The organism is Arcicella sp. GW822-FHT02H01 (genome assembly GCF_058802005.1).
In genome coordinates, this window is the sequence record NZ_JBXANT010000001.1 from 596,810 (window position 1) to 609,297 (window position 12,488).

Annotated in this window: 9 protein-coding genes; 7 read left to right on the plus strand and 2 right to left on the minus strand. The window is 35.1% G+C overall.

Going from position 1 to position 12,488, the window contains the following annotated elements; all coding sequences use genetic code 11:
• Positions 1–130: 130 nt before the first annotated feature.
• Together AC1RNE_RS02600 and mog are read left to right on the plus strand one after the other, a co-directional pair.
• Positions 131–709: a TetR/AcrR family transcriptional regulator gene (locus tag AC1RNE_RS02600; protein WP_309916156.1), complete on the plus strand. Its 579-nt coding sequence runs from the start codon at positions 131–133 to the stop codon at positions 707–709.
• Between the two features lie 264 nt (positions 710–973).
• Positions 974–1,507: a molybdopterin adenylyltransferase gene (mog, locus tag AC1RNE_RS02605; RefSeq protein ID WP_492799487.1), complete on the plus strand. Its 534-nt coding sequence runs from the start codon at positions 974–976 to the stop codon at positions 1,505–1,507.
• Positions 1,508–1,547: 40 nt separating this feature from the next.
• Here mog and AC1RNE_RS02610 read toward each other — a convergent pair whose 3' ends face one another.
• A complete protein-coding gene (locus AC1RNE_RS02610; RefSeq protein ID WP_492799488.1) occupies positions 1,548–2,531 on the minus strand; it encodes a helix-turn-helix domain-containing protein in 984 nt (327 codons plus the stop codon).
• 253 nt (positions 2,532–2,784) lie between these two features.
• Positions 2,785–4,407, minus strand: coding sequence for a S8 family peptidase (locus tag AC1RNE_RS02615; RefSeq protein WP_492799489.1), 1,623 nt, complete (start codon positions 4,405–4,407; stop codon positions 2,785–2,787).
• Between the two features lie 476 nt (positions 4,408–4,883).
• On the opposite strand from AC1RNE_RS02615, the gene AC1RNE_RS02620 reads away from it, so the two are divergent.
• The 5 genes from AC1RNE_RS02620 (at position 4,884) to AC1RNE_RS02640 (ending at position 12,476) form a co-directional block, all read left to right on the plus strand.
• A complete protein-coding gene (locus tag AC1RNE_RS02620) occupies positions 4,884–6,125 on the plus strand; it encodes an MFS transporter (RefSeq protein ID WP_492799490.1) in 1,242 nt (413 codons plus the stop codon).
• Positions 6,125–7,264 (plus strand): MalY/PatB family protein, encoded by a 1,140-nt coding sequence (locus AC1RNE_RS02625; RefSeq protein ID WP_492799491.1) that lies wholly within the window; start codon positions 6,125–6,127, stop codon positions 7,262–7,264. The genes AC1RNE_RS02620 and AC1RNE_RS02625 overlap by 1 nt, the downstream gene beginning before the upstream one ends.
• Before the next feature lie 146 nt (positions 7,265–7,410).
• A complete protein-coding gene (locus AC1RNE_RS02630; RefSeq protein ID WP_492799492.1) occupies positions 7,411–9,129 on the plus strand; it encodes an IlvD/Edd family dehydratase in 1,719 nt (572 codons plus the stop codon).
• A 113-nt stretch (positions 9,130–9,242) separates the two neighbouring features.
• Complete coding sequence (locus AC1RNE_RS02635) at positions 9,243–11,225, plus strand: S9 family peptidase (protein ID WP_492799493.1); 1,983 nt, start codon at positions 9,243–9,245, stop codon at positions 11,223–11,225.
• Positions 11,226–11,375: 150 nt separating this feature from the next.
• The gene (locus AC1RNE_RS02640) at positions 11,376–12,476 is read left to right on the plus strand and encodes a carboxypeptidase-like regulatory domain-containing protein (protein ID WP_492799494.1); all 1,101 of its coding nucleotides are present in this window, start codon (positions 11,376–11,378) and stop codon (positions 12,474–12,476) included.
• The last annotated feature ends 12 nt before the right edge of the window (positions 12,477–12,488 follow it).

Sequence of the window (12,488 nt, forward strand, 5' to 3'; positions counted from 1 at the left end):
CAGATTCATCATTAAGAAATTTATATAAATACTTAATTATTCCTAATTTTAATCTATATTTAAAGCCTAATTTCAAATAACCACTTACACACTGAGTCTAAAACCCATTTTACCTTCCTTCCACTATTTTATGAATACTGTTAAAGATTTCGACAAAAAAGAAGCCATTTTTCAAGCAACCCTCGAATTAATATCAAAACATGGCTTCCACAGCTCACCCATGTCTGAAGTAGCCAAAAAAGCAAACGTAGCCGCAGGAACAATTTATCATTATTTTAAAAGTAAAGACGAACTCATTTGCGCACTCTATGTCTATAAACGTGAAAAATCGATTCAGAATATATTTAAAAATGATGACCCGTCAAAACCTTTCAAAGATCGCTTTCGTAGTTTTTATCTGCAAATGATTAATTACTATTATACCAATCCTAAAGAGTTCTATTTTTTAGAACAATTTATGAATTCTCCATACATTAGTATGCTTCAAAAAGAAGATATTGTTAGATTAGAACAACCCATTTATGATTTCCTAAGAAAAGCTGTTTTCACACAAGTGGTTAGAGACATCCCTCCTAAAATACTCATTGCTATGGTGACTGGAAGTGCAAGTTCTTTGATTAAACTTCGTTTGTCTGGCGAGTTTCTAATGACTTCATCAGACTTAGAAATGGCATTTTTTACTTGCTGGGATGGGATAAAAAAACCATAATTTTTTACTTATTCTTATTGAAAATCTTGAAGGCAATATATAAAGCTCCCAATAGTAAAATCAGGAATAATAAAGAAAACAATTTTTCAGTATTTTTGGATAATTGAGATTGTAATAAAAACATTGAAGTAAAGGATAAAGGTTAAATAATATCAAGCGAAAGCTGAATCTTACAAATTAACTCATCAAATACTAGTCCTCAAAGAATTTTAAGCTATATTTAAAAATTTGAAAGAAAACATTTACCAAGTATCGCTTAAATATATGCAAGAACTTATTAAAATTGGGGTAATTAATATTTCAGACCGCGCAAGTGCTGGTATTTATGAAGACATACCCGGCAAAGCCGTTGTTGAAACGTTAAAAGAATATTTAGTCTCCACCTTTGAAACTGTTTATAAAGTAATTCCAGATGAGCAAGATTTAATATCCGAAACGCTTATCGAAATGGCAGACACCCACAATTGTTGCTTGATAGTAACAACAGGAGGAACTGGACCAAGTAAAAGAGACGTAACCCCAGAAGCAACCGAAGCTGTTTGTGAAAAAATGATGCCTGGCTTTGGGGAGTTAATGAGGATGGAAAGCCTAAAATATGTTCCTACAGCCATTTTATCACGCCAAACGGCTGGGATTAGAGGGAAATCATTAATTATCAATTTACCTGGTAAACCTAAAGCTATTCGCCAATGCTTGGATGCTGTTTTTCCTGCCGTTCCATATTGTATTGATTTACTTGAAGGGCCTTACCTTGTTTGTAATCAAGAGATTATGAAAGAATTTAGACCAAAACAATAAAGTAAAAGGCTTGCAAAATTAATTTTGCAGGCCTTTTACTTTATTTCAACTGATTGAGTTCTAAACTTAATTCTTCAATCAAAGATTTTGCTCGTTCTAAAGAGATTCTGGGTTCTGGTAGTTCTTTGCTAATAAAAGCAGACACTTCCCAAATCTCAGCGATTGATTTCAATGAAATCTCAAAACTTGGAATAGACGAATCATCAGAGCTTAATAATAAAGTGCCTTTTACTTTTATTTGATTATAAACTCTTCGGTAAATAATCCCTTGTTGAGGCGTAATCAAAATATAAAATTTTCCATCCAAAATATTTGTCCAATGTTCGATGGCATTGCCAATTACCACTGAGTTTTGCAAAGGGAAATCACTGCCCATTTCAAAAGCCCTACTTTTGTCAGAGGTAACAAAGGGAAGCGAAAACGTAGCTAACGTCTTGATATATTCTGACTTAGTATAATTGGCTAAATAGTCTTTAATCTGACTCCTTTTTACATAAGGAATCCTGATTTCAAAACTCTTTTGTGGGCTTTCGCTAAGCGGCTTATTATTATTAGTGTACTGATTATCAGTAAATGATTGAAAAGTTTTTTCTGAAATATTATAATTTATCCTATTGGGTACAAATTGTTTTTCAGTACGGATAGGTTGCTTGTCTTCTTCCTTTTCTTGAAAATACTCATCGATAATTTTAGCAATAGGTTGTGCTTCAACTTCTTTTTTCTGAAAAGTACTCACTGTATCGTTTACTGGCACTTTTACGTGTTCCATGATTCCAGTAGTACTTTGTCCCAAGCTTATACCAGGTGTTTCTCTGATTTTTCGAATATCAGTCTTTATCAGCGAATCAACCGATGTGCCAAAGACCTGAGCGATAGTTTTAAGGTTTTCTAAATTGGGGTTTGCTCTGGCCTCTTCGTAAGCTCCAAGCAAAGAACGCTTAATACCAATTCTACGTGAGAATTGTTCTTGAGTAAGTCCATTTAATCGACGAAGATACTTTATATTATTGCTAACGATAGACATGGTTTGAAGGTTAATCTGAAGCTCTTGTCTTAATTAACGTTTACAAGAAAAATTATTCATTGATGAAAAATGCCACTATGTTTTACTATTGTCACGTATAAAGCAAGCTAATTTTATTAAAATTCATCTCGTTTTTTCTGACAAAAGTTTTTGAAAAATAACCAATATTTCAATAAAATACTAATTATTAATTGGGAATGAATCGATAAATTCAATATTTTAATTGACATTTATTAAAATCAACGAAATAGGGCTAATTTTTAGTTGTATTTTCTTTTATTTTTTCAGCCATTTTTACAGCTTCATAAGCATTCACGATTCCTCCGCTGGTTGAAAGTTTTCCAAATTCTATTAATTCAGAAGAACCTGGGCGAGCCACTTTTAACTGTGCTAGTTTGATAGACGACTCTAGAATAATTTGCTTTATTTGCTTATAATCAAGCTCTGGATAATACGAAATCAATAATGCGGCTAAGCCCGTCACAACGGGTGCGGCCATGCTTGTACCGCTTAAATCTTCATATTTTGAACCCACCACAGTTGATTGAATATCTACACCAGGAGCAAAGACATCAACCGTTTTCTGACCATAATTTGAAAATTCTGCTACCGTATTAGGCGATTGCATCCAAGACGTCGCTCCTACTTCAATCCAGTTATCGGCTTCACTGCCATCCAAAAAACGTTTTGTTGGATAATTCTCTTTCGTATCGATGTCTTCATTTTCATTGCCAGCCGCATGAATTAACAATACACCTTTTGATTGAGCAAATTTTACGGCGTCGTCAACTGCGCTTTTTTGCGGAGAAACTGTTTTCCCAAAGCTCATATTAATTACTTTCGCTCCATTTTCAACCGCATATAAAATAGCATTCACTACATCCTTATCACGTTCGTCTCCATCTGGCAAAGCTCTAACTACCATAATCTGAACATTATCGGCTACACCCGCAATGCCTAAATCATTATGCCTATTAGCCGCCACGATTCCTGCTACATGCGTGCCGTGGTGTGCATCTGGACCTTTTACTTCGTTATTGCCATAATTTCTATCATGGATATTATTAACGTCATCACCAATCAAATCTCTAGGATTATACGTTAAGTTGATGCCATAATTCAGTTGAGTATCGTAATATTCAAAAGCTTCTCTAAGTTTGGCTTCATCTTGTCCTAAATCCAAAATCAGTTCAAATACTCTTTTAGCTTTTTTTAACTCCTCCGTGTCTTTACTACTTATTTTATTTAACTCTTCCTTTGTAATATCCTTTACCCCTAAATGCTTGCAAAGTGAGAACTTCGCTTCAATAAATTTGTGGTATAAATTAATCACAAAAGTACCTTGCTCTTTTACTTCACTTACTTTGCTTTCATAGGCTAGTTTATATTTTTTGTATAAATTATATTCTTCTTTTTCGCTAGTTGACAATTTTTCTACATCAACTTTAGCTTGATACTTTTTTTGAAGTCTGGCAAATTCACGCGTAATTTCCAGACTCTCTTTAGCTAAATCTTCCCCTGCTTTATTCCCTAAAAAATCCCATCCATGAATATCATCTACATACCCATTATTATCATCATCAATACCATTATTAGGTATCTCTTTAGCATTAACCCAGATTTTATTAGATAAATCTTCATGAAGAATATCCACGCCAGAATCAATAATGGCAACGATAACAGGTTTTGATTTTTTGGTTCTTAGTATATCTTTATAAGCTTTTTCAGTACTTATTCCTCTTACTTTATCGTCCAAGAAATCTAGATTAAACCAATTTGACGGTGCACGTTCTAACGAGGGTTCAAGGTATTGAGCATTAGCAACATGGAAGAGAAAAATAAAACAAATCAGACTTAGTTTTGATATAATATTCATAGTGGTAAAAAAACATTAAGGATTATAGTATTTTGTTGATTGAATTATATAGTAAAGCTATGAAAAAGGAAATTCAGATAAAAATGAGTGTTTTAAAAGAAAAAACTAAATATTGGCTATATTTTGCTTTTTGAACCAAAATTTAATCATTTTTTTAATATTTTATCACTTTTATTTATAAAATCACCTCTATATGTGGTATGGCTTTTCTATATTTTTCAATCTTTAGCTGAGGATAATCAGCTGATTTACAATATAATCCGCAGTGGCTAGTATAATATAATGGAACAATGAGTAAAAATACCACAAGTATTAACAACTATTGTATGGATATTCCAAGAATATTTTTTTATTTTTTAAGCTTAATTTTTATTTACCTTATTTAATACCGAAAAATGAACCTGTAACGTAACTGAATAGTTTAATGATATGATGTATATACATTAAATTTGGGTATCTCCATAAATTCAGAAATTATGAACAAAATCCTTTACGAAAAGAAAAATTTTTATCCTTGGCTTATTTGTTTTTCTGGTTTATTGATTCTCGTTGTCATCAATGGATTAACCACTACTTCCCTCTCAGTTTTTGATAATGCTTTTATCTCTGAATTTCATTGGAAACGAGATGAATTAAAGCTTCGCGAATCTATCACTAATAGTGTTACTTTATTTTTCATTTTAGTTTCTGGCATTATTATCGATAAAATTCGTGTAAAAAAAATGATGCTTTTCGGAAGCCTAATATTAGCCATTGCATTGTTTTCATACAGTTTTGTTAGCAATAAATATCAAGCCTACTTTATTCATTTTCTTTTGGGTGTATCCATGATTACCGCAGGGTCAGTATCTTGTATTATATTGGTTTCGTCATGGTTTCAAGAGAAAAAAGGATTAGCCTTAGGCATCGTTTTGATTGGAACTAGTTTGGGGAGTGCTATATTTTCTCCTTTTAATCACTACCTACTACATGAATACGGTTGGCGACAAAGCTTTACTATTTTGGCCATTTTCCCAGTTTTTATTTTTATTTACATCTATTTTTTTGTTGAGAACTCTCCGAGTGATATTAATATAAAACCATTGGGTAATCTGAATACTGCTAATAATTTATTGACACAAGGAATGACCTATCCAGAAGCTACAAGAACACACTTGTTCTGGTTAATTTGTCTGTGTGGCTTTTTAACTTTTTATTGTTTAGTAGGAACAATTGCTAATGTTTTTCTACATTTGGTTGGTTTAGGTTTTGAAGGGAGTCGTGCAAGCTTTTATTTAAGTTTGTATTTTATCATGGCGGGACTAGCGAAATTGTTTGTTTCAATCTTTTCAGATTATATCAACCCTTATATTGTTTTCTCAGTTTGCTGTATCATGATGATGTTGGGTTGTTTTGGACTTTCAATGATGGATACTAATTTAATATTGCCTTCTATTGCTTTGATGGCTATTAGTTGGGGTGGTATTTATTCATTGTATAATTTGATTGCGATTAAAACATTTGGCTTAACAGCCGCTGGAAAAATCAACGGTACGATTAACATGTTTGAAGGCGGAGGAGCATTGCTTGGACCAGTGATGACGGGATTTGTTTTTAATTTAAACCATTCTTATCAATTAGCGTTTATGATAAACGCAGGCTTAATGTTTATTGTCTTATTGCTTTCTTTAAGATTCAAAGCATTTATGCTAAAACTACGCAAACCAATTATCGAATAATGAAATATAATTTCGACGAAATTATCAATCGAAAAAATACAGATTCTCAGAAATGGGATATGTTCAACGACCCTGAAAATGTGATTCCTATGCCCGTGGCAGATATGGATTTCAGGTGTCCTGAACCAATATTAGATGTATTAAATAGTATTACACAACATGGTGTTTTGGGATATGCCATTGTTCCAGAAAGACTAAAAGACATCCTTCAAGAACGCCTAAAAAACCTGTATGACTGGGAAACAGAAAAAGAATGGCAAGTATGGATTCCCGGATTAGTACCTGCTATTTATGCTAGTTGCAAAGCTTATGGCGAGCTAAACGATGCCGTGATGACCGCTATTCCAGTATATCATCCTTTTCATCTAGCACCTGCTGTGGTTGGCAAAAAATTTCAAACATTTCCGATGATAGAAGTTGCTGGTCGCTGGACGTTCGACTTTGAAGCCTTAGAAGCCAATATTACTGCTGAGACTAAGTTATTCATGCTTTGCAATCCGCATAATCCAGGAGGAACGGTTTTCACAAAAGAAGAATTAGAACAACTGGTTGATATTTGCGAAAAGCATGATATTATCATTTGCTCCGATGAAATCCATGCAGACTTGATTTTGGATGATTCTAAAAAGCATATTCCCTTAGCCAGTTTAAGTGAAAAAGCTGCTAGTAGAACAGTAACGTTAATGGCTCCTTCCAAAACTTTTAATATCGCAGGTTTGGGCTGTTCAGTAGCTGTCATATCAAATCCTGTGCTAAGAAAGAAGTTTGAAATGGCCAAACAAGGCTTTTTCCCTCCGCTGACACGCTATTCACAAGATGCGGCCATTGTGGCTTATCGCGACTGTGAAGATTGGCGATTGGCTTTAATTGACTACCTCAAAGACAATCATGATTATTTATACCAATCTCTGAACGGATACAAAGGATTAAAGTTATTACCGCTCGAAGCAACTTATTTAGCTTGGATTGATGCTCGAGAAACGGGCATCGACAATATTCAGGAAAGATTGCTAGAAGCTGGCGTAAGAATTATGGATGGAAAAGTATTCAAAGGCGAAGGCTTTTTCAGACTTAATTTTGCTTGTCCAAAAGCTCTATTAATCGAAGCAGTGGATAGAATCAAAAAGAGTTTGGCTTAAAAAAAATGATGTGCCTCCAAGTTTTAAAATACCTTGGAGGCTTTTTTTATAGATGTTTGTAATATCCCTTTCAAAAATCAGGATACAAAATCGGTAAAATTTTAATAATTTCCCCTTTATAAATAAAACTATGATTATTTGACAATATGGAAGACAATAAAGCACTACGCTCTCAAAATTGGTTTGGTAAAACAGGAAAAGATGGATTCATTTACCGAGCGTGGATGAAAAATCAAGGTATTCCGCATGACGAATTTGATGGTCGTCCTGTAATTGGTATTTGTAATACTTGGTCAGAGCTTACACCTTGCAATGCCCATTTTAGAGATTTGGCAGAAGCAGTAAAAATTGGGGTGTACGAAGCGGGTGGCTTTCCTGTTGAATTTCCAGTGATGTCATTAGGAGAAACCTTGATTAAACCAACTGCCATGTTGTATAGAAACTTGGCAAGTATGGATGTAGAAGAATCTATCCGTGCTAATCCGATTGATGGCGTGGTTTTGCTTTGTGGCTGTGATAAAACTACTCCATCGTTAGTAATGGGTGCTTGTAGTGTGGACATCCCTACGCTTGTAATTTCGGGTGGACCAATGTTGAAAGGACATTTTAAAGGAAAAGATATTGGTACGTCGGATGTTTGGCGTTTTGCTGAAGCGTATAAATTAGGGCAAATCTCACAGTCGGAATTTGTAGAGGCGGAAGCCTGTATGGCTCGTACCCAAGGACACTGTGCTGTAATGGGAACAGCCTCAACGATGGCTACTATGGTAGAAGCCTTAGGATTATCTCTACCCAACAATGCTTCTATTCCTGCGGCTGATGCACGTAGAAAAGTGATTTCACAGTTTTCTGGAAGACGTATCGTGCAAATGGTCAAAGAAAATTTAACGCTTTCTAAAATCCTTACGCGTGAGGCTTTCGAGAATGCCATCATGGTAAATGCTGCAATAGGTGGTTCTACCAATTTTGTTATTCACTTATTGGCAATTGCAGGTAGAATTGGCGTGGATTTAAACATTGAAGATTTCGACAAATTCTCTCAACATATTCCTTTGTTAGCCAACCTTCAACCTTCAGGCGAGCATTTTATGGAAGATTTATACTATTCTGGTGGACTTCCAGCAGTTATCAAAGAAATGAGTGGAATCATTCATAATGATGCCCTGACTGTGAACGGAAAAACAATAGGCGAAAACTGTGCTGATGCGGAGGTATATAATAGAAATATTGTAGCCACAATGGAAAACCCGTTTAAGCCTAATTCAGGAATAGCGGTTGTAAAAGGAAATCTTTCTCCTAACGGTGCAGTTTTGAAACCATCTGCGGCTACTCCTGCCTTAATGGTGCACCGTGGTAAAGCAGTAGTTTTTGAAACCATTGAAGACTATCATGAGAGAATTGACCATCCAGATTTAGACATTGATGAAAATTCTATCATGGTCTTGAAAAATGTTGGGCCTAAAGGTTACCCAGGAATGGCAGAAGTAGGCAACATGGGGATTCCTAAAAAGCTACTGGAAAAGGGAGTACACGATTTAGTAAGAATCTCCGACGGTAGAATGTCTGGAACAGGCTTTGGTACAGTAGTCTTGCACGTTTCTCCCGAAGCAGCAGCAGGTGGAAACTTAGCGTTAGTTCAAAATGGTGATTATATCAGTTTGGATGTACCCAACAGAACGTTGAATCTGGAAGTATCTGATGAAGAATTAGCCGAAAGGCGTAAAAATTGGCAAGCAATCGATATGAATATTACACGCGGGTATGTAAACCTATACATCAATCACGTAGAACAAGCACATTTGGGTGCTGATATGGATTTCTTAAAAGGGAAATCTGGCAGTACCGTTACCAGAGATTCTCATTAAAATATTTAAAACGATTGAATCTCTATACCAATCTTTAATAATTCCCCAATGTATTCGTCAACATTGGGGAATTTTATTATCTTCGGTTTTATTCATTAATCTTCAACAACAACATGAAAAAACATTTATTGCTACTCTCCTTTTCGTTATTAACAAGCCTTGGTTTACAAGCACAAACGCCCACAAAACGCCCCCTCAAACCTACGGATGTTTATCGTTTAAAAACTGTTACTGATGCGCAGATTTCACCCGAAGGCAATTGGGTAAGCTATACGCTTTCAGCGATTGATTCAGCTAAAAACAAACGCAATGCAGATATTTATATGGTTTCGTGGGATGGCAAAGAAACTATTCAATTAACGAATAGCCCAGACGGTGAATCGCAAGCACGTTGGAGTCCCGATGGTAAATATCTTTCTTTTATTTCGTCGAGAAATGGACTAACAAGTAGCCAAATTTGGCTAATGGATAGAAGAGGTGGCGAAGGAAAACAACTAACCGATTTAAAAAAAGGCGATTTGAATGATTATGCTTGGTCGCCAGACGGTAAAAAAATTGCGTTGGTGATTAAAACCTCCGCAGATACTTCAAAATCAAAATTACCTAAACCGATTGTCATCGACCGTTTTCAATTCAAAAGAGATGTGGAGGGTTATATCACTAAAAGTTCGACCCATTTGTATTTGTATGACATCGCTACAAAGAAAATAGATACTCTTACTAAAGGAAATTTTGATGAGTCTTCACCTGTATGGTCACCAGATGGAACACAGATTGCTTTCTTGAGTAATCATACAACTGACCCTGATAAAAACTCGAACACTGATATTTTTGTAATAGATGCGAAGGCAAATGCTACGGCAAAACAAATTACGAATTGGACAGGTAGAGATTATTCGCCAGTATGGAGCCCAGATAGCAAGCAAATCGCGTACATGAGAACTACTGCTTCTGAAGACTATATCATGTATGACCAGTCTATTCTATGTCTTATTTCAAAAGACGGAGGCGAACCAAAACTATTAAGCAAATCGTTAGACAGACCTGTTTCTTCACCTAAATGGTCGAAAGATGGAAGTGCTATTCTTGCCTTAGTAAGTGATGATAGAATCAGATACATAGCACAATTCAGCCCTATTGACGGTAAATTATCCAAGCTATTGGACGGTGAAAGAAGTTTTGGTTCTTTAGAAAGACACCCTTCTGGTTCATTCTTGACCAGTATGTCTAACCCACAAACACCAGCAGAATTATACGTTTTTGAAAATAACAATCTTAGAAAATTAACGAAACATCATGATGAGTTTTTAGCCCCATTGGCTTTGGCAAGTGTAGAGGGCTTTACGTCAAAAAGTAAAGACGGCACTGCTGTTTCAAACCTTTTGTATCGTCCTGCTAATGCTTCAAAAACGGAGAAATTGCCTACTATCTTTTTTATTCATGGCGGACCAGTATCACAAGATGAATATGCTTTTGATTTAAGTCGCCAAATGTTGGCAGCAGCTGGCTATAATGTAGTAGCTGTAAACTATCGTGGTTCAAATGGACGTGGCTTGGCTTATTGTAAAGTAATTTCGGGCGACTGGGGTAACAAAGAAGTAATGGATATTTTAGGGGCTACTGATTATGTAGTAAATAATGGCATAGCAGACCCTGAAAAATTAGGTATTGGCGGATGGAGCTACGGCGGAATCCTGACAGATTATACCATTGCGACGGATACTCGTTTTAAAGTAGCATCAAGTGGTGCAGGTGTAGCCATGATTTCATCGATGTATGGTGCTGACCAATATATTTTACAATATGAACACGAATTAGGGGCTCCTTGGAAAAATTTTGATAAATATGTTGCGTTGTCTTACCCATTCTTGAAGGTTGAAAAAATCAAAACGCCAACACAATTTATGGTAGGCGAAAGTGATTTTAACGTCCCTGCTATCGGTAGCGAACAGATGTATCAAGCCTTTAAATCGGTAGGTATTCCAACAGAATTAATTATTTATCCGGGTCAATTTCATGGTATTACCAACCCAAGTTTTCAAATCGACCGCTTTGACCGTTATTTAAAATGGTTTGGTAAATATTTGAAAAAATAAATCTTAAAAACATCAGTACTTATCTCTGGGAATGTCTGTATTATTTTATACTTTCATTCCCAGATTTTTTTATGCTCAAGTAAAAGTAATTAGATAGCTCTTAAAAATTATTTCACCATTAACACACACATTTAATCAAGCAATTATTGTATGAAAAAGGCTCTTTCCAGATACTGCTTACTATTATTTTTAATACTAAGCTCACAATCTTTTTTAGGGCAGGAATTAATCAAAGGAAGAGTAATTGACGAGCAAACCAGTGAGGCTTTACCCTTCGCAGCAGTATTTGTGGTTGGCTCTTCTATTGGTACCTCAACGAATGAAAAAGGAGAATTTACCTTAAAAGTACCTTATGGTACGATTCAAATCGGAGCATCGTTTATTGGTTATAATACGATTAGCGCTATTTTTGAAACCAAGCAATTGCATGCCAAGACGCTTACCTTTAAATTATTGGCTATCAGCAAAGAATTATTAGAAGTAAAAATAGAAGGAAAGCATACCAAACAATGGTTAAGAGACTATAAAACCTTTAAAACAGAATTTTTGGGCGTGGAAGTCGATGACAAAAATTATGAAATAGAAAATAGAAATAGTATACAATTTATTAGGGAAGAGAATACGCTGATTGCTCAATGTGAAGAACCACTGATAATCATTAATCGAAAATTAGGGTATAAAGTAATTACCACCCTAAAAGAGTTTAGTTATAAAACAAATGGTGATGTATCGTACTTAGGCATCACTCGTTTTGAGCTTTTGAAAGCCGAGCATCAAACTGAGCAAGAAAGATGGATTAAAAACCGTAGAGAAGCTTATCTTGGTTCGCCAAATCATTTTTTTAAATCAATGATTAATCATGAGCTTGAGACTAATAAGTTTTTAGTCATCAAGGATACCCTAATTAATTATCGCATTTATGATTTTTATGATAAGCTTTCTAATAAAGCTTTTAAATTAGATTTAGATAAGATGATTTCTCCAGACTCGGTCAATCATCAGTTCTTTTTAAAGCTTAATACGCCTATTGAAATTGTTTATGAGGGCAAAAACAACTTTACGCCTAACCGTCGATATAGGTATATGCGATATGAATATACCAGCATTGAGCCAGCCAATAAGGAGATGAAGTATTTATCTAAACAAGGAGAACTATTTCCTCCGCAATCGTTAAAATTTTCGGGAAGTATGGGTAATTATCGCATTGGCTTGGCTTTACCTTCTGATTATGAGCTTGACGAAAAAGAATAACAACCAGTAACA

Excerpts from the sequence above, each read along its gene's own strand:
- AC1RNE_RS02600 (WP_309916156.1), top strand. The coding sequence starts at position 131 with ATGAATACTGTTAAAGATTTCGACAAAAAAGAAGCCATTTTTCAAGCA.
- mog (WP_492799487.1), top strand. The coding sequence starts at position 974 with ATGCAAGAACTTATTAAAATTGGGGTAATTAATATTTCAGACCGCGCA.
- AC1RNE_RS02610 (WP_492799488.1), bottom strand. The coding sequence starts at position 2,531 with ATGTCTATCGTTAGCAATAATATAAAGTATCTTCGTCGATTAAATGGA.
- AC1RNE_RS02615 (WP_492799489.1), bottom strand. The coding sequence starts at position 4,407 with ATGAATATTATATCAAAACTAAGTCTGATTTGTTTTATTTTTCTCTTC.
- AC1RNE_RS02620 (WP_492799490.1), top strand. The coding sequence starts at position 4,884 with ATGAACAAAATCCTTTACGAAAAGAAAAATTTTTATCCTTGGCTTATT.
- AC1RNE_RS02625 (WP_492799491.1), top strand. The coding sequence starts at position 6,125 with ATGAAATATAATTTCGACGAAATTATCAATCGAAAAAATACAGATTCT.
- AC1RNE_RS02630 (WP_492799492.1), top strand. The coding sequence starts at position 7,411 with ATGGAAGACAATAAAGCACTACGCTCTCAAAATTGGTTTGGTAAAACA.
- AC1RNE_RS02635 (WP_492799493.1), top strand. The coding sequence starts at position 9,243 with ATGAAAAAACATTTATTGCTACTCTCCTTTTCGTTATTAACAAGCCTT.
- AC1RNE_RS02640 (WP_492799494.1), top strand. The coding sequence starts at position 11,376 with ATGAAAAAGGCTCTTTCCAGATACTGCTTACTATTATTTTTAATACTA.